The sequence below is a fragment of the Kitasatospora sp. NPDC059160 genome (assembly GCF_042755465.1).
Taxonomy (GTDB): Bacteria; Actinomycetota; Actinomycetes; order Streptomycetales; family Streptomycetaceae; genus Kitasatospora.
This window is the reverse complement of record NZ_JBHZCN010000043.1, coordinates 1-25,114: the sequence shown is the minus strand read 5'-3', so window position 1 is coordinate 25,114 and position 25,114 is coordinate 1. Positions and strand designations below refer to the sequence as shown.

Here is a 25,114-nt window from a genome sequence, read left to right as displayed (position 1 = left end):
TCCCCCCGTTGGTCAGTGGCTATGAGGCCGGGCTGACCGAACTCATGTTGAAGTCCGCGACACGCACGGGTGGCATCGCGGTGCGGGTGAAGTAGTCGGTCCACTCGCGGGGCAGGCAGGGCTCGGTGCGGCCCGCCTCGGTGATCCGGCCGAGCAGGTCGACCGGGGACTCGTTGAACCGGAAGTTGTTGACCGCGCCGACCACCTCGCCGTTCTCCACCAGGTAGACGCCGTCCCGGGTGAGGCCGGTGAGCAGCAGCGTCGCCGGGTCCACCTCGCGGATGTACCAGAGGCAGGTGAGCAGCAGGCCGCGCTCGGTGCGGGCGATCATCTCGTCCAGGGTCGGCGCGGACTCCTGGTCGGCCGTCTCCAGCACCAGGTTGTCGATGCCCGGGCGCAGCGGCAGGCCGGTGAGGCCGGCCGTCCGGCGGCTGGTGACCAGCTCGGTCAGCACGCCCTCGCGGATCCACTCGGTGGCCTCGATCGGCGCGCCGTTGTCGAAGACCGAGACGTCGCCGCCGGTGCGGTGCGCCAGCACGAACGGGGCGGCCTCCAGGCCGGGCTCGTCCGGATCGGCGCGCAGCGTCAGCGGCAGCGCGGCGAGCTTGTCGCCGACCCTGGTCCCGCCGCCGGGCCGGGAGAAGACCGACCGGCCCTCGACGGCGTCCCGGGCGCCGGCGGCCCAGTGCAGGCAGAGCAGCAGGTCGGCGACGGCCGCGGGCGGCAGCAGCGTCTCGTACCGCCCGGCGGGCAGGTCGATCCTGCGGGCGCCCCAGCCGAGCCGCTTGGTGAGCTCGGCGTGCAGGGCGGGGACGTCGACGTCGGTGAAGTCCCGGGTGCCGGCGCCGACCCAGGCGGAGCCGCTGAGGTCGGCGGTCTTGCCGTTGATCTCGACCATGCCGGTGGGCTGGTCGTGGCGCAGCCGCAGGCCGGTGGAGCTGCCCAGGTAGCTGGTGGTGATCTCGTGCCGGGCGAAGCCGTACAGCAGCTCGCCCTGGGCGGCGGCGCGGGCGAAGGCCTCGCCGAGGGCCGGGCCGAAGGCCTCGAACACCTCGATGGAGGTCTCCGCGGGCGGCGCGGTGAAGTCCGGGGACGACGGCCGGCCGTCGACCAGCGGCTGGGCGTCCTCGGCCGGTCCGGCCGCGCGGGCCGCCGCCTCGGCGGCGCGGACCAGGCCCTCGACGTCCTCGGCGGTGACGGCCTCGCGGGCGACCACGCCGGAGGCGGTGCCCTCGGCGCCGGCCACGGTGGCGATCACGGTGAGGCGGCGGCCGCGGGTGACGCCGTTGGTGGTCAGGGCGTTGCCGGCCCAGCGCAGGTTGGCGGTGGACTCCTCGTCGGCGATCACCACGCAGCCGTCGGCGCGGGACAGGCCGAGGGCCAGCTCGACGAGTTCGTGGGGCTGCATCGCGGTCATCAGTGACCCGCCTCCTGCTGGGTGTTGAGCACGTTGACGTTGCGGAACAGCGCCGACGGGCAGCCGTGGCTGACCGCCGCGATCTGGCCGGGCTGCGCCTTGCCGCAGTTGAAGGCGCCGCCGAGCAGGTAGGTCTGCGGGCCGCCGACGGCCGCCATCGAGCCCCAGAAGTCGGTGGTGGTGGCCTGGTAGGCGAAGTCCTTGACCTGGCCGGCGAGTTCGCCGTTCTTGATGGCGTAGGCGCGCTGGCCGGTGAACTGGAAGTTGTAGCGCTGCATGTCGATCGACCAGGAGCGGTCGCCGACGATGTAGAGGCCGTTCTCCACCCCGGCGAACAGGCCCGCGGTGTCCGGGCCGTCGACGGCGGGCTGGAGCGAGACGTTGGCCATCCGCTGGACCGGGACGTGCGCGGGGGAGTCCGCGAAGGCGCAGCCGTTGGAGCGCTCGAAGCCCTTCAACTTGGCCATGCCGCGGTCGAGTTGGTAGCCGACCAGGACGCCGTCCCGGATCAGGTCCCAGGACTGGGTGGCGACGCCCTCGTCGTCGTAGCCGATGGTGGACAGGCCGTGCTCGGCGGTGCGGTCGCCGGTGACGTTCATCAGCTCGGAGCCGTAGCGCAGGCTGCCGAGTCGGTCGAAGGTGGCGAAGGAGGTGCCGGCGTAGGCGGCCTCGTAGCCGAGCGCGCGGTCCAGCTCGGTGGCGTGGCCGATCGACTCGTGGATGGTCAGCCAGAGGTTGGACGGGTCGATGACCAGGTCGTAGCGGCCCGGGCGGACGCTCGGGGCCTTCATCTTCTCGGCCAGCAGGACGGGCAGTTCGGCGAGCTCGGCGTCCCAGTCCCACTCGGTGCCGGTCAGGTACTCGTAGCCGCGGCCGACCGGCGGGGCCAGGGTCTGCATCGAGTCGAAGGCGCCGGTGCGCTCGTCGACCGAGGTGGCCTCCAGGTCGGAGTGGAGCCGGATCCGCTGCTGGGTCGTCACGGTGCCCGCGGTGTCGGCGTAGAACTTGTTCTCCTGCACCGTCAGCAGCGCCGCCTGGACGTGCGAGACGCCCGGGGCGGCGAGCAGCCGGGAGCTGCGCTCGGCGAGCAGCGCGGTCTTGTCGGCGTCCGGCACCTCGAAGGGGTTGACCTCGTACGAGGAGACCCAGGTGACGTCCGCGTGGACGGGTTCGTCGGCCAGCTCGACCCGCTCGGCGGAGCCGGCCGCCCGGCTGATCCCGCCGGAGAGCCGGGCCACCGCGACGGCCTGGGCGGCGACCTCCGCCGCGGCCCCCGGGGTGAGGTCGACTCCGGCGGCGAAGCCCCAGGCGCCGTCCAGCAGCACCCGGACGGCGAAGCCCAGCTGGACGGTGTCGGAGGTGCCGGCCGGCCGGGCGTCGCGCAGCCGCCAGGAGGCGCTGCGGACCCGCTCCAGGCGGAAGTCGGCGTGGGTGGCGCCGAGTTCGCGGGCCCGGGTGAGGGCGGCGTCGGCGAGGGCGTGCAGCGGCAGGGCGAGGAACAGCGGGTCGACGGCGCGTCCGTGCGCGGCGCCGGCGCTGTCGGCCGGAGGGATCGGAGGCAATCGGGCTCCCAGGTCGCGGAGGGTGGCGGTGCGGCGCCACAGGGGCGTCCGCACCGCATCATTTCCCTTCCACCGGGTTCCCGGCCAGCGCATTTGGTCCGGTGCGTTGCGGTTTCGGCCAGGGGGGTCCGGGGGCGTGCGCGGCCGTCAGGAGACGGACTCCCACCAGCCGTCCAGCTCCGGCGGGTTGTCCACGTCGATCCGCTCGCCGGGGCGCGGGACGGCCAGCGGGACGGCCTGGGCCTTGGCCTCCTTGAGCAGCCGTTCGATCGGCTCGGCCCAGGGGTGCAGGCCCAGGTTGAAGGTGCACCAGTGGACCGGCACCAGCAGCCCGGCGGTGAGGTCCCGGTGGGCGAGGACGGCGTCCTCGGGGGTCATGTGGATGTCCGGCCAGGCCGCGTCGTAGGCGCCGATCTGCACCAGGGCGGCGTCGAACGGGCCGTGCTGCGCGCCGATCCGTGCGTAGCCCTCGAAGTAGCCGGAGTCGCCGGTGTAGAAGACCTTGCGGGTGGGCCCGGCGATCACCCAGGAGCCCCACAGGGTGGTGTTGCGGGTCAGGCCGCGGCCGGAGAAGTGGTGCGCGGAGGTGAGGGTGAGGACCAGCTCGCCCAGGGTGCAGGTCTCGTCCCAGTCCAGCTCGATGATCCGGTGCTCGGGGACGCCCCAGCGGCGCAGGTGGCCGCCGATGCCGAGCGGCACCGCGAAGGGCGCGGACTGGCTGCGCACCAGGCGCTTGACGGTCGCCATGTCGAGGTGGTCGTAGTGGTCGTGGGAGATCAGCACCGCGTCGACCGGCGGCAGCTCCTCCAGCTCGACCGGGACGGGGTGCAGCCGCTTGGGGCCGACGTGGGCGGAGGGGGAGCAGCGGTCGCTCCAGATCGGGTCGAGCAGCACCCGCGAGCCCTCGATCTCGACCAGCGCGGAGGCGTGCCCGTACCAGGTGATCTCCACGCCCTCGGCGGCCGGGCCGGGGGCGGCGGCGGGGCGGACGGTGGGCACCGGGTGGGCCGGGACGCGGCCCTCGCGCTGGAACAGCATCCGGCGGACGGTGTCGCGGTCGACGCTGGGGGCGCTCCCGGCCCGGGCGAGGGTCGAGGGCGCGTTGTGGAAGACGCCGTCGCGGTACTGGGCGGAGTCCCGCACCCGCTCCTCGCGCCCGCCGTCGGGGCGGCGCCCGAACGCCGCCGGCAGGTCGCGCAGCGCCCAGGCGGTCGCGCCCAGGCCCGCGGCCAGGGCGGTGAGGGCGAGCAGTCGTCCGCGTCCGGTGGTGCTCCCGGGCCGTGCCTTGGTCATGCGCCCTGCCTTCGTTTCCTCGCCGGGACTCTTCGGGGGAAGGGTACGTCCGGCCCCGGGGTCGGCCCGCACCACGGGGGCAACGGGCACGCCCGCCCCCGTTGTTCCCGCACAGCGTTCCCGCACGGTCCGTTCTTTCGCGGCGGTGCCCCGGCCTGCGGCGGACGGCCGGCGGGCGCGGGGCGCCGGGGGCGCGGATTGTCGGATTGCGACAGTTCCTCCGGTGCGGCGCTGTGGGAGCTCGATTCGCCGCCGCCGCCGACCGCCCGATAGCGTCACACTGCGTACGCGTTCGGACGTACCCGCTCAGACACGGAGAGAGGTGGATCGTTGAGCCGCTCGGTTCTCGTCACCGGAGGAAACCGGGGCATCGGCCTCGCGATCGCCCAGGCCTTCGCCGAGGCGGGCGACAAGGTCGCCATCACCAGCCGTTCGGGCGAGGTGCCCGAGGCCCTCGCGAAGTTCGACGTCCTCGCGGTGCGCTGTGACATCACGGACGCCGCGCAGGTCGACGCCGCCTTCACCGAGATCGAGGAGAAGCACGGCGCGGTCCAGGTGCTGGTCGCCAACGCGGGCATCACCAACGACACCCTGCTGCTGCGGATGTCCGAGGAGGACTTCACCTCCGTCGTGGACACCAACCTGACCGGCACCTTCCGGGTGGTCAAGCGCGCGTCGAAGCTGATGATGCGCGCCAAGAAGGGCCGCGTGGTGCTGATCTCCTCCGTGGTGGGCCTCTCCGGCTCGCCGGGCCAGGCCAACTACGCCGCCTCCAAGGCCGGCCTGGTCGGCTTCGCCCGCTCGCTGGCGCGCGAGCTCGGCCCGCGCAACATCACCGTCAACGTGGTCGCCCCCGGCTTCGTCGACACCGACATGACCGCCGTGCTCAGCGACGAGCGCCGCGCGGAGATCGTCTCGGGCGTGCCGCTGGGCCGCTACGCGGCGCCCGCCGAGGTCGCGTCCACCGTGCGGTTCCTCGGTTCGGACGAGGCCGCGTACATCACCGGAGCCGTCATTCCCGTCGACGGCGGATTGGGCATGGGTCACTGATCATGAGTGGAATCCTCGAGGGCAAGCGGATCCTGATCACCGGTGTGCTGATGGAGTCCTCCATCGCCTTCCACACCGCTCGGCTGGCCCAGGAGCAGGGCGCCGAGATCATCCTCACCGCCTTCCCCCGCCCGAGCCTGACCGAGCGCATCGCCAGGAAGCTGCCGAAGCCGGTCAAGGTGCTGTCGCTGGACGTCTCCAGCCCGGAGGACCTGGCCGGCATCGCCGAGCAGGTCCGCGAGACCCTGCCGACCCTGGACGGCATCGTCCACTCGATCGGTTTCGCCCCGCAGGACGCCCTGGGCGGCAACTTCCTGGACACCCCGTGGGAGTCCGTGGCGACCGCGATGCACGTCTCGGCGTACTCGCTCAAGTCGCTCACCACGGCGCTGCTGCCGCTGATGCAGGACGGCGGCTCGGTCGTCGGCCTGACCTTCGACGCCCAGTACGCGTGGCCGCAGTACGACTGGATGGGCCCGGCCAAGGCCGCCCTGGAGTCGACCAACCGCTACCTGGCCCGCTACCTGGGCGAGCGGGACATCCGCTGCAACCTGATCTCGGCGGGCCCGATCGGCTCGATGGCCGCCAAGTCCATCCCGGGCTTCGGCGACCTGGCCGACACCTGGAACCACCGCTCCCCGCTCAAGTGGGACCTGAGCGACCCGGAGCCGGCCGGCCGCGGCGTCGTCGCCCTGCTGTCGGACTGGTTCCCGAAGACCACCGGCGAGATCATCCACGTCGACGGCGGTCTGCACGCGATCGGCGCCTGACCGACTGCTGTCCGCCACTGCCCGGCACCCCCGCGACGGGGGCGCCGGGCAGTGGCGTTTCCGTCGCGGGGGCGCCGGGGGCGCCGGGGGCGCGCCTACGCGTCGGCGGTCGCGCAGGCGCCGATGGCGCGGCCGGCCTCGACCGAGGCGCGCTGGGGGTCGCCGTCCCGGATGGCGTCCCGGATGGTGTGGTGGCCGATGTAGCGCTCGGCGATCAGCTCGGGGCCGACGTCGTTGCGCAGGTGCTCGCGGGTGACCTCGCCGAGGTCGGAGTAGACGGCCAGCAGCACGTCGTTGTGGGCGGCGGCCACCACGGCGTGGTGGAAGGCGGCGTCGGCCTGGACAAAGTCCTCGGCGTCGCCGGAGTGCCAGGCGGCCTCGCGCCGTTCGAGCGCGGCGTCCAGCAGGCCGAGGTCGCGCTCGGTGCGGCGGGCGGCGGCCAGGCCGGCGGCGGAGGTCTCCAGCGCCGCCCGGAGCTCGGCGACCTGCCCCTGGTCGGCGTCGGCGAAGCGGCGGTGCATCACCCCGGCCAGCTCGCTGGTGGCCAGGACGTACGTGCCGGAGCCCTGGCGGATGTCGAGCAGCCCGTTGTGGGCGAGGGCCCGGACGGCCTCCCGGACGGTGTTGCGGGCCACCCCCAGCTGCTCGACCAGGGCGGCCTCGGTGGGGATGCGCGAGCCGACGGGCCACTCCCCGGAGGTGATCTGGGCGCGCAGCTGCGCGATCACCTGGTCGGACAACGGGGTGCGCCTCGGCGAGGACAGCGCCACGGGGACTCCTAGCGACTACGGGGTTGGGTGGGCCGTGGGGGGAAAGTGGCTGATGGACGAACGGGTCGGGACATCATGCCAATTCCGAGGTGCATCAATTCATCCCATCATTCTATGATGGCGCCCATGCCTCCCGCAGCAGACACCACCACCACCTCCTCCCCACGGAGCGGAGAGCGGCCGCAGACCGAGCGGCCGTCCGTCCCCGGCAAGTACCTCGGCGTGCTGTTCGCCGTCGCGATCGCCGCCGCCGCCTTCAACCTGCGCCCCGTGGTCACCAGCCTCGGGCCGCTGCTCGACCAGGTCCGCGACGACCTCGGGATGAACCCGACGCTCGCCGGGCTGCTGACCGCCGTCCCCTCGCTGTGCTTCGCGCTGTTCGGCCTCGCCGCTCCGAGCGCGGCCCGCCGGATCGGCCCGATCGCCGTGATCACGGCCGGCATGGCCGCCATCACGGCGGGCGTGCTGGCCCGCTCCTTCGCCGGCGGTACGGCGGTGTTCCTGCTGTTCACCGCGCTCGCCCTGGCTGGGGTGGCGGTCTCCAACGTGCTGCTGCCGGTGGTCATCAAGCGGTACTTCCCGGAGAAGGTCGGTCCGATGATCGGCCTGTACTCCATGGCGCTGTCCGCGGGCACCGCGCTGGCCGCCCTGGTCAGCGTGCCGCTGACCAGCTCGCTCGGCGGCGACTGGCGTTACGGCCTGGGCAGCTGGGCCGCCCTGGGGGCGCTCGCCCTGCTGCTCTGGCTGCCGCTGCTGATCGCCAAGCGCGAGCGCGGCGAGCGGGCCGGCGGCGCCGCCGCCCCCGCCAGGCTGCCGATCACCCGCAGCCGCACGGCCTGGGCGATGGCCTGCTTCTTCGGCCTCCAGGCCACCGGCGCCTACGTGGTGATGGGCTGGCTGCCGAAGATCTTCCAGGACTCCGGCATCGACAAGGGCACCTCCGGGGTGCTGCTCGCGGTCACCATGGTGATCGGCGTGCCGGTCTCCTTCGTGCTGCCCAACCTGGCCGCCCGGCGCGGTGACCAGCGGATCTTCGTGGTGCTGCTGGCCTGCTGCGGCATCGCCGGGTACTCCGGGCTGGCGCTCGCCCCGGCCGGGGCGCCGTGGGTGTGGGCCGTGCTGGTGGGCCTGTCCAACTGCGCCTTCCCGCTGGTGCTGACCATGATCGGGCTGCGTGCCCGGACGGCCGGCGGGGTGGCCCAGCTGTCCGTCTTCGCCCAGGGGCTCGGCTACCTGATCTCCGTCCCGGGCCCGATCCTGATCGGCCGGATCTACGACGTCACCGGTGAGTGGTACTGGCCGCTGGGCTTCCTGGCCCTGCTGCTGGTGCCGCAGATGCTGTTCGGCCTGCGCGCCGCCCAGGCCCGGCACATCGAGGACGAGGCCGTCCTGCCCGCCGCGCGGGTCAAGGCCTGACCGGGAAGGTCAAGGCCTGGCCAAGGCGGTGGGGCCCGCCGTGGACGGGCGTGTTCGGGGTGGGAGAATCCCGACATGCCCGTTCTCGACCCGAACCCCACCGACGGCCGCAAGCAGCTCGGCCGCATCGCCCTCCTCTTCGGCGGCATCGTGGTGCTGGTGGCGATCATCGCCACCGTCGCCGCCCAGATCGGTTGACCGCCGCCCGTAGCGCCGCCGCACTCCCGGTGACACCCGGCCGACGGGGCATGATGGCACCCGCCACCCCGGGGAGTGGCGGCAACCGGGAGCATCGCGCCCCCGGCCCGCTTTTCTGCCAAGCTTGCTGGGTATGAGCGCCGACACGCCCCGCAGGATCATCGTTCTCCGCCACGCCAAGGCCGACTGGCCGAACGGCGTGGACGACCACGAGCGGCCGCTGGCCGACCGGGGCCGTCACCAGGCCCCGGACGCCGGCCGCTGGCTGGTCGACTCCGGCATCAACCCCGACTTCGTGCTCTGCTCCACCGCCCTGCGCACCCGCGAGACCTGGAAGCTGGCGGCGCACGAGCTGCCCAAGCGGGCCCGCCGGACGGTGTACGAGGACCGGATCTACGAGGCCAGCCCGGGCGAGATCATCGCCGTCCTCCAGGAGACCCCGGAGGAGTACGCGGACGTGGTGCTGGTCGGCCACAACCCCGGGGTGCTGGGCCTGACCCAGGTGCTCGCCGGGGACGCGGGCGACCCGGACGCGCTGGAGCGGCTGCGCCTGGGCGGCTTCCCGACGGCGGCGGTCGCGGTGCTCAGCTTCGGCGGCTCGTGGAAGGGCGTCGAGCCGGGCGTGGCCGAGCTGGTCTCGTACTACACGCCGCAGGACTGACCTCCGGGCCCGGCCGGGCCGCGGAACACCGAGGGGCGTGCGGATCGATCCGCGCGCCCCTCGGCCGTCGGCACGCCTCAGTCGACCGAGAGCCCGCCGTCGGCCGCCTCGACCTCCTCGCGGGTGATCCCGAGCAGGTACAGCACGGTGTCCAGGAAGGGCACGTTCACCGCGGTGTCGGCGGCCTCGCGCACCACGGGCTTGGCGTTGAAGGCCACCCCGAGCCCGGCCGCGTTCAGCATGTCCAGGTCGTTGGCGCCGTCGCCGATCGCCACCGTCTGCGACAGCGGCACCTTCGCCTGCTCGGCGAACCGGGCCAGCCAGCGGGCCTTGCCCGCGCGGTCCACGATCTCGCCGACCACCCGGCCGGTGAACCTGCCGTCCACCACCTCCAGGGTGTTGGCCGCCGCGAAGTCCAGCCCCAACTGCTCCACCAGGTGGTCGGTGACCTGGGTGAACCCGCCGGACACCACCGCGACCTGGAAGCCCAGCCGCTGGAGCGTACGGATCAGGGTGCGCGCCCCCGGCGTGAACCGGACCTCCGCGCGCACCTTCTCGGTCACCGAGGCGTCCAGCCCGGCCAGCAGGGCGACCCGGGCCCGCAGCGACTCGGCGAAGTCCAGCTCGCCGCGCATCGCCGCCGCCGTCACCTCGGCGACCTCCTCCTCGCAGCCCGCGTGGGCGGCGAACAGCTCGATCACCTCGTCCTGGATGAGCGTGGAGTCCACGTCCATCACCACCAGGCGCTTGGCCCGGCGCTCCAGCCCGGCGGCCACCACCGCGACGTCCACCCGCTGGGCGGCCGCCTCCTGGGCCAGTTCGGCCCGCAGCTCCTCGGTGGCCACACCGGAGACGGCCAGTTCGACCGCCGTCACCGGGTACTTGGCGAGGCGGAAGACGCGGTCGATGTTGCCGCCCGCCACGGTGATCCGGGAGGTCAGCGCGGAGACGGCGGCCGCGGTCAGCGGGTGGCCGAGCACCGTCACGTGCGAACGGCCCTCACGGCGCGGGCGGTTGTCGCCGATGCCGGAGAGGATCTCGGCCTGGAGCTTCTGCTCCTCCGCCCAGCGGTGCACGGTGGCCCGCAGGCCGCCCTCCGCGTCGGGCGAGCGGGGCGGGGTGACCAGGGCGCAGAGCGTGATGCGACCACGGGTGACGACCTGCTCGATGTCGATGACGTCGACGCCGAAGCCGGCCAGGGTGGCGAAGAGGCCGGCGGTGATGCCGGGGCGGTCCTTGCCGAACACCTTGACGAGCAGGGTGCGCTCGTCCGCGGTCCGGGGCTGGGCGGCGGGGAGGGGCTCAGCGGCCAGGGGCGATGCGTTCATGGTGGCTCCCACGCTACCGGTCGGCCGCCCCGCCGGGGGCACCTGTCCCACCTCGCGGGACACCCGTGCCCGCGGCCCGACCGGCAGCCCCGGGTAGCAGCCTGGTCACAGTCACCCGGGGTGACTTTCACCTGCGGACGGCGGGCTGGAATGATTCCCCCCGTCAGTCAGAGGAACAGTGCACCCCCGGTCGGGGGCCAAATCGGGGGAACCGAGAGAGCGGGGCAGGCAAGCAGTGCCGCAACTCGTCATTGATATCAACGGACAGCAGCGGACTCTTGAGCCCGGGCGGTCCTACACCATCGGGCGCAACCCGCAGTCGGACTTCACGTTCGACGACGCCAGGGTCTCCTGGCAGCACGGGACCATCGGCTTCAACGGCAGCGGTTGGCAGCTGGACGACCACGGCAGCACCAACGGCACCTACGTGGCCGGCGCCCGCACCATGCAGGCCCAGCTGTTCCCCGGTGCCGTGGTGAACCTGGGCAACCCGGAGAACGGCCCCCGACTCGCCTTCTCCGCACCCGCCCACGCCGCCGCCCCGCAGCCCACCCCGGTGCACGAGGCCGTCACCAGCCGCAGCCCCGCCCCGACGCCCCAGCAGCCCGCCCCGCAGCAGGCCTGGGCGGGTCAGGACCCGTACCAGCAGCAGCCGCAGGCGCAGCAGGCCTGGCCGCAGCAGCAGCCCGCGCAGCAGTACGTGCCGCAGGACCAGCGGGCGGCGCAGCACGGCGGCTTCCCCGGGCAGCAGGGCTTCCCGGCCCCGCCGGAGCACGGCGGCGGCCCGCAGCCGACGGTGATCCGCAACCTGACGGCCGGGATGCGCACCGTCCGGATCGGCCGCGCGCTGGACAACGACGTCGTGGTGTCCGACCTCCAGGTCTCCCGGCACCACGCCGAGCTGCGCCAACTGCCGGACGGCCGCTACGAGATCGTCGACCTCGGCAGCCACAACGGCATCTTCCTCAACGGCCAGCGGGTGCAGCGCCAGCTGATGGGCCCGCAGGACCGGCTGACCGTCGGCCACTCCGGCTTCCAGCTGGTCGGCGACCAGCTGCAGGAGTTCGTCGACACCGGCGCGGTCTCCTTCTCCGCCCGCCACCTGACCGTCGAGGTCGACCACAAGGGCGGCAAGAAGGTCCTGCTCGACGACGTCAGCTTCGGCGTCCCGGAGAAGTCCCTGGTGGCCGTCATCGGCCCGTCCGGCTCCGGCAAGTCGACCCTGCTGCGCGCCCTCACCGGCTACCGCCCGGCCGACCGCGGCGAGGTGCTGTACGACGGCCGCAACCTCTACAAGCAGTTCGCCGAACTCCGCTCCCGGATCGGCCTGGTGCCGCAGTCGGAGATCCTGCACCGCGAGCTGACCGTCCGGAAGGGCCTCAAGTACGCGGCCCAGCTGCGCTTCCCCGGCGACACCGAGGCGAGCGAGCGCAACGCCCGGATCGACGAGGTGCTGTACGAGCTGCGCCTGGACAAGCGCGCCGACAACAAGATCACCGCACTCTCCGGTGGCCAGCAGAAGCGCGTGTCGGTCGCCCTCGAACTGCTCACCAAGCCCTCGCTGATCTTCCTGGACGAGCCCACCTCGGGCCTCGACCCGGGCATGGACCGCGAGGTCATGCAGATGCTGCGCGGCCTGGCCGACGACGGCCGCACCATCCTGGTCGTCACCCACTCGGTGGCCGAACTCGCGCTCTGCGACCGGCTGCTGGTGATGGCGCCGGGCGGCGCGGTGGCCTACTTCGGCCCGCCGGACGAGGCGCTGCACTTCTTCGGGTACGAGACCTGGGCGGACGTCTTCCAGGCCTTCGAGAACTACCCCGACCACGACTGGGCCGGCCGCTACCGCGGTTCGGTGCACTACCAGCAGTACTCCGCCCCGACCGTCGAGGCGGGCGAGGTGCAGCACGTCCAGGTCGCCCAGGAGGCCGTCCGCCCGCCCAAGCCGCAGAGCTGGGGCTCGCAGCTGTGGACGCTGATGCGCCGCTACATGTCGGTGCTCGCCTCGGACCGCGGCTTCCTGGCGCTGTCGGTGCTGCTGCCCGCGGTGATCGGCGCGGTCAGCGTGCTGATCCCCAACGAACCGGGGCTCGCCCCCAACCCGAAGACCCAGCTGCACCTCAACAACGGGGCCGCGACGATCCTGCTGATCCTGGCGATCGGCGCCTGCTTCTCCGGGGCGGCCAACTCGGTCCGCGAGCTGATCAAGGAACGGGCGATCTACGAACGGGAACGGGCCACCGGCCTGTCCCGGTCGGCGTACATGATGTCCAAGATCATCGTGCTGGGCGTCTTCTCGGTCATCCAGGGCGCGATCATCTCCGCCGTCGGCTTCCTGCCGCGCAAGCTCCCCGAGCACGGCCTGATCGTCAAGAACATCCCGATGATCGAGATGACCATCGGCATGATCCTGCTCAGCTTCGCCGCGATGATGTTCGGCCTGATGATCTCCGCGCTGGTGAAGACCGCCGAGAAGACCATGCCGCTGCTGGTCATGTTCGCCATCGTCCAGGTCGTGTTCACCGGCTGCCTCTTCCAGATCTTCGGCAAGCCCGGCCTGGAGCAGGTCGCCTGGCTGATGCCGGCCCGCTGGGGCACCGGCATGGTGTCCACCACGCTCGACCTGTCGCACCTCATGGGCCCCTGGAACAAGGACTTCCAGAACCCCAACTACGACCCGCTGTGGTCCCACAGCGTCGCCCAGTGGTCGATCGACGCGGGCGTGCTGATCGTCATCTCGGTCGTGATCGGCGTGATCGTGACCCGGCTGCAGCGCCGGCACGAGCCCGAGGTCATGCAGAAGGGCTGACGTCCGCAGCCGCCGAAGGGCGCTCCACCCGGTTCCGGGGGAGCGCCCTTCGGCGTTGCCGGCCACCCGCCCGCCCGCCGGGTGGGCCCATCGGCCTAGGTCCCCGGACCCGCGCCCGGAGCGGCCGGGGACGGACGCGGACGCCCCCGCGCCGGCGGTAGTTTGGCGGTATGCCCAGCCCGACCGGTGACCACCGGACCCCCCTCGACCCGCGCTCCGCCTGCGACCCGCTGGCCGGCATCGAGGCCGTCAGCCAGGCCCTGCTCGCGATGAGCCGGCACCTGGAGGTCCGCGAGGTGCTGCGCCGCATCACCGCCTCCGCCCGCGACCTGCTCGGCGCCGAGTACGCGGCCCTCGGCGTGCCCGACGACCACGGCGGCTTCGCCCAGTTCGTGGTCGACGGCATCACCGACGAGCAGTGGCGGGCCATCGGCCCGCTGCCCCGCCAGCACGGCGTGCTCGCCGAACTGCTGCACGAGACCGGCCCCACCCGCCTCACCGACGTCCGCAAGGCCCCGGCCTTCGAGGGCTGGCCCGCCGCCCACCCCGAGATGGACGCCTTCCTCGGCATGCCGATCCTCGACACCGAGGCTGGCGAGGACGAACCCCGGGTGACCGGCGTCATCTTCCTCGCCAACAAGCGCGGCGGCGGCCTGTTCACCGACCACGACGAGGAACTGCTGCGGATCCTCGCCGCCCACGCCGCCCTCGCCCTCACCAACGCCCGGCTGTACGAACGCAGCCGCGAACTCACCCTGGCCGGCGAGCGCGCCCGGATCGCCCACGACCTGCACGACGCCGTCTCGCAGAAGCTGTTCTCGCTGCGGCTGACCGCCAAGGCCGCCGCCAAGCTCGTCGACCGCGACCCGGCCCGGGCCCGCGCCGAGCTGGAGGAGGTCGCCCGGCTCGCCGCCGAGGCCGCCGACGAACTGCGCGCCGTGGTGGTCGAACTTCGCCCCGCCGCCCTGGAGGAGGACGGGCTGAGCGCCACCCTCGCCTCCCAGGTGCAGGTCCTCGACCGCGCCCACACCGCCGACCTCGCCTTCGCCGCCGACGGCGTCCGCGCCCTGCCGCCCGCCCAGGAGGCCGCGCTGCTGCGGGTCGCCCAGGAGGCGCTGCACAACGCGCTGCGCCACTCCGGCGCCGGCCGGGTCACCGTCACCCTGGCCGGCACCCCCGCCCGCGGCGCCGTGCTGCGGGTGCGCGACGACGGCCGGGGCTTCGACCCCGAGTCCGTCCGGCGGGCCGGCCGCCACCTCGGCCTGGCCTCGATGCGCGACCGCGCGGCCGCCGTCGGCGGCACGCTCACCCTGGAGTCCGCCCCCGGCAAGGGGACGCTCGTCGAGATGGAGGTCCCCGGTGCCTGAGAGCACGCCGTCGATCCGCGTCCTGCTGGTCGACGACCACCAGGTGGTCCGCCGCGGGCTGCGCACCTTCCTGGAGGTCCAGGACGACATCGAGGTGGTCGGGGAGGCCGCCGACGGGGCCGAGGGCGTCGAGCGCGCCCGCGAACTCGACCCGGACGTCGTCCTGATGGACCTCAAGATGCCCGGCGTCGACGGCATCGAGGCGCTGCGCACCCTCAAGGACGGCGGCAGCCGGGCCCGGATCCTGATCGTCACCAGCTTCACCGAGCACCGCACCATGGTCCCCGCGCTGCGGGCCGGCGCCGCCGGATACGTCTACAAGGACGTGGACCCGGAGGCGCTGGCCGGGGCGATCCGCTCGGTGCACGCCGGGCACGTGCTGCTCCAGCCCGAACTGGCCGAGGCGCTGCTCGCCGACGACGGCCCGCGCGCCCCGCAGGGCCGCGGCGGCACCCTCACCGAGCGCGAGCGCGAGGTGCTCGGCCACATCGCCGACGGCCGCTCCAACCGGGAGATCGCCCGCAGCCTGCACCTGTCGGAGAAGACGGTGAAGACCCACGTCTCCAACATCCTGATGAAGCTGGACCTCGCCGACCGCACCCAGGCCGCGCTGTGGGCCGTCCGCAACGGCGAGGCCCGGGCCTGAGGCCCCTCGCCCGGTTCCCTCCCGGCGATTCCCTCCCCGCCGTTCCCGCGACCGTCAGTGGTCCTCGCGCTCGTCCACCAGGGCGTTGTAGGCGGCGACCTGGGCCCGCCGGGCGGTGCGCCGCAGCGGGGCCAGCACCGACTGCCGGGCGGCCATCTCGGAGGCGCTCACGGCGGCGCCGTGGCCGCCCGCGGCGATCGCCAGCAGGGCGGACACCTGGCGGGCCGACTCCAGCACCCGGACGGCGCGCGGCGGGTAGCCGGGGGCCAGCAGCTCGGCGTGGCCGCGCCGGCGGTACGCCTCCAGGGCGCGCAGCGCCTCCGGGCCCGCGCCCGCCACGTCCAGCCCGGCCAGCAGGACGGTCGCCTCGCGCAGCCCCTCCGCCAGCTCGCGCTCGGCCTCGTGCAGCGAGGGCACGTCCGCCGGCGGGGCGTCGCCGACCTCGGCGCAGCGCCACAGCACGGTGGCCGAGCGGTCGCCCGCCGGACCGAACACCGTGATCTCCGGCACCAGTCCCAGCGGTGCGCCGACCGCGAGCACGGCCTCGCCGGCCGCCATGGCGCGCTCGTTGAACACCGCCGGGCCGGTCAGGCCCAGCGGGTGCCCGGCCGAGGGCAGCGCCAGCCGCAGGCCCTTCACGCCCAGCACCCGCAGCCGCCCCAACGCCCAGGTCAGCGCGTGCTGCTCGCCCGGGGCGTCCCCGGGCAGCCCGGTCACCCGGTGGCCCTCGTCGGCGCCGAGCACGGCCTCGGCGGCGTCGTCCGGCGCCACCAGGCCGCTCAGCAGAGCGTTGCCCCAGGCGGTCAGCCGCCCCGAACGGGGCTCTTCGTACGGATTGTCGGCAGGAGTCACGAGCATCCGGCCAGCCTACGGAATCGGCGGTCATCCGCGTGGCGTAGGTTTGCCCATGCGCGTGCGGCGCACCCATCCCGTGCCCACCGGCTGCCGGGGTCGGTCCGCCGCCCGCACCGACGGCCGACATTTTTGGTATTTGGGGAAGGCGTGGGCATGAGCGACGTGCTGGAGCTGGTGGACGTATCCGTGGTCCGGGAGGGGCGCGCGCTGGTCGACCAGGTCTCGTGGTCCATCTCCGAGGGTGAGCGCTGGGTCATCCTGGGCCCGAACGGCGCCGGCAAGACCACCCTGCTGCAGATCGCCTCCTCGTACCTCTTCCCGACCTCGGGCAAGGTCTCGGTGCTGGGCGAGAAGCTGGGCGAGATCGACGTCTTCGAGCTGCGCTCCCGGATCGGCCTGGCCGGCGCCTCGATGTTCGACAAGCTGCCGGCCGAGCAGACCGTGCTGCAGACCGTGCTCACCGCGGCGTACGGCATGACGGTCAGCTGGCAGGAGTCCTACGAGCAGTCCGACGAGGGCCGCGCCCTCGCCCTGCTCGACCGGATGGGCATGGCCAGCCTGACCGGCCGCAAGTTCGGCACCCTCTCCGAGGGCGAGCGCAAGCGCACCCTGATCGCCCGCGCCCTGATGACCGACCCCGAGCTGCTGCTGCTCGACGAGCCGGCGGCCGGCCTGGACCTCGGCGGCCGGGAGGACCTGGTCCGCCGGCTCGGCGCGCTGGCCCAGGACGAGTTCGCGCCGGCCATGGCGATGGTCACCCACCACGTCGAGGAGATCGCCCCCGGCTTCACCCACGTGCTGATGATCCGCCAGGGCAGGGTGCTCACGGCCGGCCCGATCGACACCGAGCTGACCGCCCGCAACCTCTCCAAGTGCTTCGGCCTGCCGCTCACCCTGGAGCGCCACGGCGACCGCTGGTCGGCGCAGGGACTGCCGCTGGGCTGACCCCGGGTCCGTCCGCTTCGCCGAGGCTGTCGGAACCGGTCGCACGTGCGACCGGTTTCCGCCCCTCGACCTGCGGGAACTGTCCGCCTCGAAGGCCCTTCGCTCCCTAGGATGGTCGTGTGGACAGTTGGACCTCGTGGCTCCTGGCCGCCGCAGCGCTCGGCATACCGCTGGTGCTCACCGCGATGCCGGAGTTCGCCATGTTCGCGATCGGCGCGCTCGTGGCCTCCGGCGCGGCCGGTCTGGGCGCGGGGGTGGTCCTCCAGGCCGTGACCTTCCTGGTGGTCTCGGTCGCACTGGTGGCCTTCGTCCGGCCGATCGCCTACCGGCAGCTCCAGAAGGGCCCGCAGGTCAAGATGGGCATCGAGGCGCTGCACGGCGCCACCGCGGTCGTCGCGGAAACCGTCGACGGGGAGGGCGGTCGGATCAAGCTCAACGGTGAGATCTGGTCGGCCCGCGCGCTCCACCCGGACCAGGTCTACCAGCCCGGGCAGCAGGTCGACGTCGTCGAAATCCAGGGCGCGACCGCCCTGGTCGTCTAGGGGAGAGTCCGTGGAACCCGTCCTTATCGTTTTGGTCGTCCTGGTCGTGGTGGCCTTCATCGCGCTGATCAAGACGATCCAGGTCATCCCGCAGGCCAGCGCCGCGATCGTGGAGCGCTTCGGCCGCTACACCCGGACGCTCAACGCGGGGCTGAACATCGTCGTGCCGTTCATCGACCGGGTCCGCAACCGGATCGACCTGCGCGAGCAGGTCGTCCCGTTCCCGCCCCAGCCGGTGATCACCCAGGACAACCTGGTCGTCAACATCGACACCGTCATCTACTACCAGGTCACCGACCCCCGGGCCGCCACCTACGAGGTCGCCAGCTACATCCAGGCCATCGAGCAGCTGACCGTCACCACGCTGCGCAACATCATCGGCTCGATGGACCTGGAGTCCACCCTGACCTCGCGCGAGGTCATCAACGCCGGTCTGCGCGGGGTGCTGGACGAGGCCACCGGCAAGTGGGGCATCCGGGTCAACCGCGTCGAGCTCAAGGCGATCGAGCCGCCGACCTCCATCCAGGACTCGATGGAGAAGCAGATGCGCGCCGACCGTGACAAGCGCGCCGCGATCCTCACCGCCGAGGGCCAGCGCCAGGCGCAGATCCTCAAGGCCGAGGGTGAGAAGCAGGCGGACGTGCTCCGGGCCGAGGGTGAGGCGCAGGCCGCGGTGCTGCGCGCCGACGGTGAGGCGGCCGCGATCCGGACGGTCTTCGAGGCCATCCACGACGGCGACGCCGACCAGAAGCTGCTCGCCTACCAGTACCTGCAGACCCTGCCCGAACTGGCCAAGGGCGACTCCAACAAGCTCTGGATCATCCCCAGCGAGGTCGGCGACGCGCTCAAGGGCCTCGGCGGGGCCTTCGGCGGCCTGACCGGCAACGGCGGCGGGATGAACGGCGGCGCGGTGGCCGCGCCGAGCGTCCCCCAGGCGCCCCCGGCGGCGACCCAGGTGCCGCTGGACCCGGCGGCCGGGCCGCGGCCGGTGGACGTCGAGAAGGGCGCCGCCCGCCCCCGGGTGGACCCGGCGCGGGAGTACCGCAAGATCGACCCGGAGTGATCGACCCGGAGTGATCGGATCGGAGTGACCGACCCGGAGTGGTCGGACCGGTCCTCCGGTCGGGGCCCGCTGCCTGCTGGTGGCGGGCCCCGCTGTTTCTCCGGTCGGCGTCCGGGCGGCGTCCCGCGTGGCGCCCGGGCCGCGTCCCGCGTGCTGCCCCGGCGGTGTGGCGTACGTCCCGAATGGTGGTCGGGCCTGGTCGGGCCGGTGCGCCGTCCGGCATGATCCCCTCGGACAGGACCACGAGGAGGGGTGACCCATGACGCTCTGGGAGGCGATCGCCGTCCTGGTGGCCGGCGTCGGTGCCGGGATGATCAACGTGATCGTCGGCTCCGGCACCCTGATCACCTTCCCGGTCCTGCTCGCGGTCGGCATCCCGCCGGTGACCGCCAACATCTCCAACTCCTTCGGCCTGGTGCCCGGTTCGCTCAGCGGCGTGTTCGGCTACCGCCGCGAACTGGCCGGCCAGGGCCGCCGGCTGCGCCGGATGGGCACCGCCTCGCTGCTCGGCGGGCTGCTCGGTGCGCTGCTGCTGACCAGACTGCCCAGCGGCGCCTTCGACGCGATCGTCCCGGTGCTGATCCTGCTCGCCCTCGTCCTGGTGGTGGTCCAGCCCCGGGTGGCCAAGGCCGTCGCGGCCCGACGGCGCGCCGACGGCGATCCGGACGGCGGCCCGGTGCTGCTGGCCGGGGTGTTCCTCACCGGCATCTACGGCGGCTACTTCGGCGCCGCCCAGGGCGTCCTGCTGATGGCGCTGATGGGCATGCTGCTCCAGGAGGAGCTGCAGCGGATCAACGCGGTGAAGAACGCGCTGGCGCTGATCGTCAACGGGGTCGCCGCCCTGTTCTTCCTGTTCACCTCGACGGTGAACTGGACGGCCGCCGGGCTGATCGCGGCGGGCTCGCTGGTCGGCGGCCTGATCGGCGCCAAGGTCGGCCGCCGCCTCCCGCCGGCCGCGCTGCGCGGGGTCATCGTGGTGGTCGGGCTCGCGGCCGTCACCAAGCTGCTGCTGAGCTGAGTTGACCGGGCTTCGGACGGCTGTGGGATCGTACGACCGACCGAACCGTCGTCCGTGAACCGGAGAGTGTGCCATGGCCCTGGAGATGCGCGAGATCTGCGAGCGCTGTGAGGTGTCGCTGACCGCCGACGGCCCCGCCTCGATATGTTCCTTCGAGTGCACCTTCTGCGCCGACTGCACCGAGGCCATGGCCGCCAACTGCCCCAACTGCGGCGGCGAACTGGTGGTCCGTCCGCGTCGGAAGGCCGCCTGACCGGCACCCCGCCCGACCGGCACCCCGCCGGTCCGACCGACGACCCCCGGAGCGCACCGATGAGCAGCAGGGCCCGACTGAGCGAGGACGAGACCGTGGCGGCCCTGGCGGCGGTGCCGCTGTGGCGCCGGGACGGCGACAGCATCGTCCGCAGCGCCGACGCCCCCGACTTCCCGGCCGCGATCCGGGTGGTCGTCGCCGTCGCCGAACAGGCCGAGGCGCTCGACCACCACCCCGACGTCGACATCCGCTGGCGCACCCTGCGCTTCGTGCTGTCCACGCACAGCGCCGGCGGTCTCACCGGCCTGGACTTCACCCTCGCCGCCCGGATCGACGAGGCCTTGCGCGCGGAGTCCGCGGCCTGAGGGTCGCTCTGTCCTGGTCCGGCCCGCGCATGCCCGCGCCGGCCCGTTCCGGCCCGCTGTGGCCCGCTGTGGCCCCGCGCCCAGGGGCCGGGCGGTCGGTCGGGGCGGGCGTGAGATGCTGACTGCCGCAATCGGCAGGCAGTGGGGGCAGGGAGGGACGGAACGGTGGCGCAGGAGCCCTTCGGAGACCCCCACGCCCAGCAGCAGCCGTGGTACCCCCAGGGCCCGCAGCAGGGCTGGCCGGGGTACCACGACCAGCAGCAGGCGCAGTGGCAGCAGCAGTCGTCGCAGTCGCCGTCGGAATCGCACGGGCAGTGGCCCCAGGCGCCGCACCACGAGCAGCCGGGCGGTCACTGGCAGCCGGCCTACGACCAGCAGGGCGGCTACGGGCAGACCGGCCACGTCGAGGGCGGGTACGCCCAGGAGCAGCCGCACCAGCCGTACCAGCAGCCGCACTCCGGGTACCCGGAGTACTCGGAGTACCCGGAGTTCCCGGACTACGGGCAGCAGCCGTACGCCGTCGAGCCGCAGGAGCGACCGGTGGCGGACGGACTGTACGTCCCGGCGGGGGCGGAGTACTCGGCCGACGGGTACGTGCGGCTGGAGGAGTCCCCGGCGGAGCCGGCGACCTCCGTGGGGGAGACCGGTGACCACGGTGCCGTGCCTGCCGAGCCGGCTGAGCCCGCCGAGCCCGCCGCATCGGCCGGGCGCTCGCGGGCGGGCCGGCGTGGTGGCAGCGCTTCCGCGTCGTCTTCGTCTTCCGCTTCCGCCGGTGCTTCCTCGCTGGTGGGCAAGGTCCGGTCGGCCGTCCTGACCGGGGAGCACGTGCCCAGTCGACGGGCCCTGCTGGTGCGGACCGGTGCCGGGGTGGCGGCGCTCGGGGTGCTGATAACCGCCGCGCTGACGGTCGGTGCCGAGGGCGGCGGGAGTGCGGCGGCGAGCAGCGGAGGCGAGCCCGGGTTCGCGGTGGCGCACACCAAGGCCTGGTCCGCGCAGCCCGTCGCCGCGCAGCCCGCGGGTGACGACACGCTGGTCGGCAGCTGGCTGCTGGCCGACGCGGTGGTCCGCGCCGACGGTTCCGGCGTGCACGCCTACGACCGGACGGCGGGCAAGCCGACCTGGTCGGTCGAGCCCCCGGCGGCCGGGGCCGTCCCGTGCGGACTGTCGGCGGGCGTGAACCAGGCCGGGCTGGGCGTCGTCCTGTTCCGGCCGCAGGCCGACCCGAAGAGCCCCTGCACGCTGGTCGCCGCCGTGGACACCAAGACCGGCAGGACCGTCTGGACCAAGACCGTCTCGGACGCCAAGGGCGCCTACTCGGCGCGGATCGGTGTCACCGAGGACATGGTGATCGCGGTCGGCGACGACCGGGCGGTGGCCTGGGCGTCGGCCGACGGGAAGGACGTCTGGCAGTACACCGGCCAGGGCAAGTTCTGCACCCTCTCCGGCGGCGTCACCGGGAAGACCGTGCTGGTCGCCTCGACCTGCGCCGACTCCACACCCGCCGACCAGGCCGTCTCGCTGAACGCGGCGGACGGCAAGGTCGGCTGGTGGCGGGGCCTGAACAACCAGCCGAAGACCGTCACCGTGCTCTCCGCCGAACCCGCCGTGGTGCTCACCACCGGAGCGAAGCCCGAGGACGACCGGGTGTTCGCCTGGGGGCCGGCCGGAGACCCGGCCGCCGAGATCCCGGTGGTCACCGACGGCGGCCGGCTGGTCCTCACCCACGGAACGTTTTCGGCCACCCCCGAGGTCTTCTTCGAGGGCCGCACGATGGTGGCCGCGATGACCCCGGCGAACCCGGGCGGGCCGGTGTCCGCGGTCGGCTACGACCTGGACACCGGCAAGCAGCGCTGGAAGGCACCGACCGCCGCCAAGGGCACCGCCCGGGCCGTCGGCATCGACGGCGGCTCGCTGGTGCTGGCCGCCGACGAGCGCCGCGACCAGCCCGCCCGCCTCGGCCGCTTCCCGCTTGCGGGCGGCCAGGAGGCGGTCGGCGGCAACTTCCCGTCCGGTACCGGCTCGCTGCTGCTCTCCGGGCGGGTGCTGATCGGTGGCGGGCAGGTGGTCGTGGTGCCCGAGCACGCGGCCAACTACGGCACGGCCGCGGGCTTCCAGGCGAAGGGCTGAGCCTGCGGGGCCCGGCCGCGTGGGTGGCCGGGCCGTCGCCGGGATGCCCCCTAGGCTTTCCCAGGGCTCTTCCAGGGCCGTGGCTAGGCCGCAGTGACGGGCTGCCCCGGTACGGCCGGCAGCCAGTCGGCGAGCTCCCGGGCCTCCGACCCGCGCAGACCGAGCGCCAGCATCAGAGTGGCCTGGGGCGTCGGGACGAACGGGCGCCGGAGCAGTTTCATCCCGGCCTGCTCGGGTGTCCGGTCGGCCTTGCGCTGGTTGTCCTCGGCGCACGCGGCCACGGTGTTCAGCCAACTGTCCTCGCCACCGCGTGACTTGGGGTGCAGGTGGTCCACCGTGGTGGCCCGGTGCCCGCAGTACGCGCACAGGTGTTGGTCCCTGGCCAGGACACCCCGCCGCGACCACGGGGCCTGTTGTCGGAACGGCACCCTCACGTACCTCTGCAGTCTGATCACCCGGGGCACCGGAACGGCTACACCGGTACCCCGGATCGAGCGCAACGGATGCGCCTGCTCCACCACCGCCTTGTCCTGGAGCACCAGGACGACGGCGCGCTGGAGCGACACCGTCGTCAGGGGCTCGTAGCTCGCGTTCAGAACCAGCGTGTTGCGCACTCGGCACACCCTTCCCACGGGCGTGCCACGGCGGCACGACCGTCTCCACACACGTCACTGCCGCCGCGCGGCGGTGAAACCACTCTGAATGGGCCCACAGCCGACTAACAACGGAATTTCCGGTATCGGGGAGGAACCCGGGGGAGGGACACCGCCCGACGGACCCGGTGCCTCGGGGAAAACTCGCTGGCCGGAACCGCGTAGGCTCTATCAGGCTGGAGTCGTACCGACCCGGGGCCCGACCGAACCGAACCGGGCCGACAACGGGCGGACGCCCGATCGAAGGAGAAGCGTGACCGTGACGGACATCGTCGACGAGCTGCAGTGGCGTGGGCTGATCGCCCTGTCCACCGACGAGGACGCACTGCGCAAGGCGTTCGCGGACGGCCCGGTCACGTTCTATTGCGGCTTCGACCCGACGGCCCCCAGCCTGCACCTCGGCAACCTGGTGCAGATCCTCACCATGCGCCGCATCCAGCAGGCGGGGAACCTCCCGCTCGGCCTGGTCGGTGGCGCCACCGGCCTGATCGGCGACCCGAAGCCCACCGCCGAGCGCGTGCTCAACGACCCCGAGACGGTGGCCGCCTGGGTCGAGCGCCTGCGCGGCCAGATCTCGCGCTTCCTCGACTTCGAGGGCCCGTACGCGGCGCGCATGGTCAACAACCTGGACTGGACCTCCGGGATGTCGGCGATCAGCCTGCTGCGCGACGTCGGCAAGTACTTCCGCGTCAACAACATGATCGCCAAGGAGGCCGTCGCCCGACGCCTCAACTCCGACGCGGGCATCAGCTACACCGAGTTCAGCTACCAGATCCTCCAGGGCATGGACTACCTGGAGCTGAACCGTCGCTACGGCTGCACCCTGCAGACCGGCGGCAGCGACCAGTGGGGCAACCTCACGGCCGGCACCGACCTGATCCGCAAGGCCGACGCCAAGTCCGTGCACGCGCTGGCCACGCCGCTGATCGTCAAGGCCGACGGCACCAAGTTCGGCAAGACCGAGTCCGGCACGGTCTGGCTCGACCCCGAGCTGACCACCCCGTACGCCTTCTACCAGTTCTGGCTGAACGCGGACGACCGGGACGTCTCCAACTTCCTGCGGATCTTCAGCTTCCGCTCGAAGGAGGAGGTCGAGGAGCTGGAGCGCGAGACCGCCGAGCGCCCCGCCGCCCGCCTCGCCCAGCGCGCCCTGGCCGAAGAGCTCACCACGCTGGTGCACGGCGCCGAGCAGTACGAGCGCGCGGTCGCCGCGTCCAAGGCACTGTTCGGGCAGGGCGACCTGGCCGACCTGGAGGCGCCGACCCTGGCCGCGGCCCTCGCCGAGGTCCCGAAGGCCGAAACCGCCGAGCTCCAGCCGATCGTCGACCTGCTGGTCGCCGTCGGCCTGGCGCCGAGCCGTTCGGCCGCCCGTCGGACGGTCAAGGAGGGCGGCGCCTACCTCAACAACGTCAAGGTGACGGACGAGGAGGCGGTGCCGACCGAGGCCGACCTGCTGCACGGGCGCTGGCTCGTGCTGCGGCGCGGCAAGCGGAACCTGGCGGCGGCGGAGCTGGTGCCGGCGTCGTCGGCGGTGGCGGCCGAGCCGGCCGACTCGGTGGAGTGACCGAGCCGCCGAAGGACCGAGTGACTGAAAACCGACGCCGCTGAACTGCGGCTTCGATGATCGAGGGCGGGATCCAGCCGGATCCCGCCCTCGACGTTTGACGATGTCCTCCAGGTGGCCTAGTGTTGAACGAGTCGCTGGAGCGGCCACCCCACTCAGCAAGACCCACTCTCACACTTCGAAGCCCATTCAATTGGGTTCGTCGGCGTATTCGTCGACACGGTGTGATCGTGAATTTCGAGTCACTCTTGAAATGCGCTAAAGTGGTGGTCGTCGCGAAAAGCGGCCCGACCAGTTCGGAAAATCGGATGAATGAAACTCCGGAAAACGGAGCGGAAAACGTCTGGTAAGCTGGAAACACGAAAGAACGAAGCGCCCGGAGGGCCCGCTGGAAGGCGGTCCGAAGGAAGCGTCCGTTCCTTGAGAACTCAACAGCGTGCCA

General features: G+C 72.9%; 23 protein-coding genes. 16 read left to right on the top strand and 7 right to left on the bottom strand.

Annotation, left to right across the window (positions count from 1 at the left end; translation table 11 throughout):
* Positions 1 to 19: 19 nt before the first annotated feature.
* From ACFXOZ_RS20020 to ACFXOZ_RS20010, 3 genes are all read right to left on the bottom strand, one after another.
* The gene (locus tag ACFXOZ_RS20020; protein ID WP_380530839.1) at positions 20 to 1,417 is read right to left on the bottom strand and encodes a metallopeptidase TldD-related protein; all 1,398 of its coding nucleotides are present in this window, start codon (positions 1,415 to 1,417) and stop codon (positions 20 to 22) included.
* On the bottom strand, positions 1,417 to 2,970 hold the full coding sequence (locus tag ACFXOZ_RS20015; protein WP_380591783.1) for a TldD/PmbA family protein: 1,554 nt from the start codon (positions 2,968 to 2,970) through the stop codon (positions 1,417 to 1,419). The genes ACFXOZ_RS20020 and ACFXOZ_RS20015 overlap by 1 nt, the downstream gene beginning before the upstream one ends.
* A 156-nt stretch (positions 2,971 to 3,126) precedes the next feature.
* Positions 3,127 to 4,272 (bottom strand): MBL fold metallo-hydrolase, encoded by a 1,146-nt coding sequence (locus ACFXOZ_RS20010; RefSeq protein WP_375893912.1) that lies wholly within the window; start codon positions 4,270 to 4,272, stop codon positions 3,127 to 3,129.
* A gap of 330 nt (positions 4,273 to 4,602) precedes the next feature.
* Between ACFXOZ_RS20010 and fabG the strand changes: the two genes are divergently transcribed.
* Both fabG and fabI read left to right on the top strand, forming a co-directional pair.
* A complete protein-coding gene (gene fabG / locus ACFXOZ_RS20005) occupies positions 4,603 to 5,322 on the top strand; it encodes a 3-oxoacyl-[acyl-carrier-protein] reductase (protein ID WP_375893910.1) in 720 nt (239 codons plus the stop codon).
* A 2-nt stretch (positions 5,323 to 5,324) separates the two neighbouring features.
* The gene (gene fabI, locus ACFXOZ_RS20000; protein WP_375893907.1) at positions 5,325 to 6,092 is read left to right on the top strand and encodes an enoyl-ACP reductase FabI; all 768 of its coding nucleotides are present in this window, start codon (positions 5,325 to 5,327) and stop codon (positions 6,090 to 6,092) included.
* Positions 6,093 to 6,187: 95 nt separating this feature from the next.
* Here the strand turns inward: fabI and ACFXOZ_RS19995 are convergent, their stop codons facing one another.
* Positions 6,188 to 6,862: a FadR/GntR family transcriptional regulator gene (locus tag ACFXOZ_RS19995; RefSeq protein WP_375893905.1), complete on the bottom strand. Its 675-nt coding sequence runs from the start codon at positions 6,860 to 6,862 to the stop codon at positions 6,188 to 6,190.
* Positions 6,863 to 6,988: 126 nt separating this feature from the next.
* On the opposite strand from ACFXOZ_RS19995, the gene ACFXOZ_RS19990 reads away from it, so the two are divergent.
* The 3 genes from ACFXOZ_RS19990 (at position 6,989) to ACFXOZ_RS19980 (ending at position 9,137) form a co-directional block, all read left to right on the top strand.
* A complete protein-coding gene (locus tag ACFXOZ_RS19990) occupies positions 6,989 to 8,278 on the top strand; it encodes a CynX/NimT family MFS transporter (protein WP_380530834.1) in 1,290 nt (429 codons plus the stop codon).
* A 75-nt stretch (positions 8,279 to 8,353) separates the two neighbouring features.
* Positions 8,354 to 8,476 (top strand): SGM_5486 family transporter-associated protein, encoded by a 123-nt coding sequence (locus ACFXOZ_RS19985; RefSeq protein WP_375893902.1) that lies wholly within the window; start codon positions 8,354 to 8,356, stop codon positions 8,474 to 8,476.
* 133 nt (positions 8,477 to 8,609) lie between these two features.
* Positions 8,610 to 9,137, top strand: a complete 528-nt coding sequence (locus ACFXOZ_RS19980) for a histidine phosphatase family protein (RefSeq protein WP_375893899.1) — start codon at positions 8,610 to 8,612, stop codon at positions 9,135 to 9,137.
* Between the two features lie 77 nt (positions 9,138 to 9,214).
* On the opposite strand, the gene serB is transcribed toward ACFXOZ_RS19980, so the two are convergent.
* Positions 9,215 to 10,465 carry a phosphoserine phosphatase SerB gene (gene serB / locus ACFXOZ_RS19975; protein WP_375893896.1) on the bottom strand — a complete coding sequence of 417 codons (1,251 nt, stop codon included), beginning with the start codon at positions 10,463 to 10,465 and terminating at the stop codon, positions 9,215 to 9,217.
* Positions 10,466 to 10,700: 235 nt separating this feature from the next.
* Here serB and ACFXOZ_RS19970 point away from each other — a divergent pair, with 235 nt between their 5' ends.
* The 3 genes from ACFXOZ_RS19970 (at position 10,701) to ACFXOZ_RS19960 (ending at position 15,287) form a co-directional block, all read left to right on the top strand.
* Positions 10,701 to 13,274, top strand: coding sequence for an FHA domain-containing protein (locus tag ACFXOZ_RS19970; protein ID WP_380591750.1), 2,574 nt, complete (start codon positions 10,701 to 10,703; stop codon positions 13,272 to 13,274).
* A 170-nt stretch (positions 13,275 to 13,444) separates the two neighbouring features.
* On the top strand, positions 13,445 to 14,641 hold the full coding sequence (locus ACFXOZ_RS19965) for a GAF domain-containing sensor histidine kinase (protein ID WP_375893892.1): 1,197 nt from the start codon (positions 13,445 to 13,447) through the stop codon (positions 14,639 to 14,641).
* The gene (locus tag ACFXOZ_RS19960; protein WP_360241205.1) at positions 14,634 to 15,287 is read left to right on the top strand and encodes a response regulator transcription factor; all 654 of its coding nucleotides are present in this window, start codon (positions 14,634 to 14,636) and stop codon (positions 15,285 to 15,287) included. Before ACFXOZ_RS19965 ends, ACFXOZ_RS19960 begins: the two co-directional genes overlap by 8 nt.
* Positions 15,288 to 15,341: 54 nt before the next feature.
* Here the strand turns inward: ACFXOZ_RS19960 and ACFXOZ_RS19955 are convergent, their stop codons facing one another.
* The gene (locus tag ACFXOZ_RS19955; RefSeq protein ID WP_380531449.1) at positions 15,342 to 16,145 is read right to left on the bottom strand and encodes a hypothetical protein; all 804 of its coding nucleotides are present in this window, start codon (positions 16,143 to 16,145) and stop codon (positions 15,342 to 15,344) included.
* Between the two features lie 150 nt (positions 16,146 to 16,295).
* Here ACFXOZ_RS19955 and ACFXOZ_RS19950 point away from each other — a divergent pair, with 150 nt between their 5' ends.
* From ACFXOZ_RS19950 to ACFXOZ_RS19920, 7 genes are all read left to right on the top strand, one after another.
* The gene (locus ACFXOZ_RS19950) at positions 16,296 to 17,087 is read left to right on the top strand and encodes an ABC transporter ATP-binding protein (protein ID WP_380591748.1); all 792 of its coding nucleotides are present in this window, start codon (positions 16,296 to 16,298) and stop codon (positions 17,085 to 17,087) included.
* 119 nt (positions 17,088 to 17,206) lie between these two features.
* A complete protein-coding gene (locus tag ACFXOZ_RS19945) occupies positions 17,207 to 17,629 on the top strand; it encodes an NfeD family protein (protein ID WP_380591746.1) in 423 nt (140 codons plus the stop codon).
* Positions 17,630 to 17,639: 10 nt separating this feature from the next.
* A complete protein-coding gene (locus tag ACFXOZ_RS19940) occupies positions 17,640 to 18,692 on the top strand; it encodes an SPFH domain-containing protein (protein WP_350506797.1) in 1,053 nt (350 codons plus the stop codon).
* Between the two features lie 259 nt (positions 18,693 to 18,951).
* The gene (locus ACFXOZ_RS19935; RefSeq protein WP_375893878.1) at positions 18,952 to 19,710 is read left to right on the top strand and encodes a sulfite exporter TauE/SafE family protein; all 759 of its coding nucleotides are present in this window, start codon (positions 18,952 to 18,954) and stop codon (positions 19,708 to 19,710) included.
* Positions 19,711 to 19,783: 73 nt separating this feature from the next.
* Positions 19,784 to 19,963 (top strand): DUF1272 domain-containing protein, encoded by a 180-nt coding sequence (locus ACFXOZ_RS19930; protein ID WP_360241223.1) that lies wholly within the window; start codon positions 19,784 to 19,786, stop codon positions 19,961 to 19,963.
* Between the two features lie 59 nt (positions 19,964 to 20,022).
* Entirely contained in the window at positions 20,023 to 20,328 is a 306-nt protein-coding gene (locus ACFXOZ_RS19925) for a 4a-hydroxytetrahydrobiopterin dehydratase (protein WP_375893876.1), read from the top strand.
* A 165-nt stretch (positions 20,329 to 20,493) separates the two neighbouring features.
* Positions 20,494 to 22,455 carry a PQQ-binding-like beta-propeller repeat protein gene (locus ACFXOZ_RS19920; protein ID WP_380591744.1) on the top strand — a complete coding sequence of 654 codons (1,962 nt, stop codon included), beginning with the start codon at positions 20,494 to 20,496 and terminating at the stop codon, positions 22,453 to 22,455.
* Positions 22,456 to 22,538: 83 nt separating this feature from the next.
* Here the strand turns inward: ACFXOZ_RS19920 and ACFXOZ_RS19915 are convergent, their stop codons facing one another.
* On the bottom strand, positions 22,539 to 23,069 hold the full coding sequence (locus ACFXOZ_RS19915) for an HNH endonuclease (protein ID WP_375893871.1): 531 nt from the start codon (positions 23,067 to 23,069) through the stop codon (positions 22,539 to 22,541).
* Between the two features lie 298 nt (positions 23,070 to 23,367).
* Here ACFXOZ_RS19915 and tyrS point away from each other — a divergent pair, with 298 nt between their 5' ends.
* The gene (tyrS, locus tag ACFXOZ_RS19910) at positions 23,368 to 24,672 is read left to right on the top strand and encodes a tyrosine--tRNA ligase (RefSeq protein ID WP_375894013.1); all 1,305 of its coding nucleotides are present in this window, start codon (positions 23,368 to 23,370) and stop codon (positions 24,670 to 24,672) included.
* Positions 24,673 to 25,114: the final 442 nt, after the last annotated feature.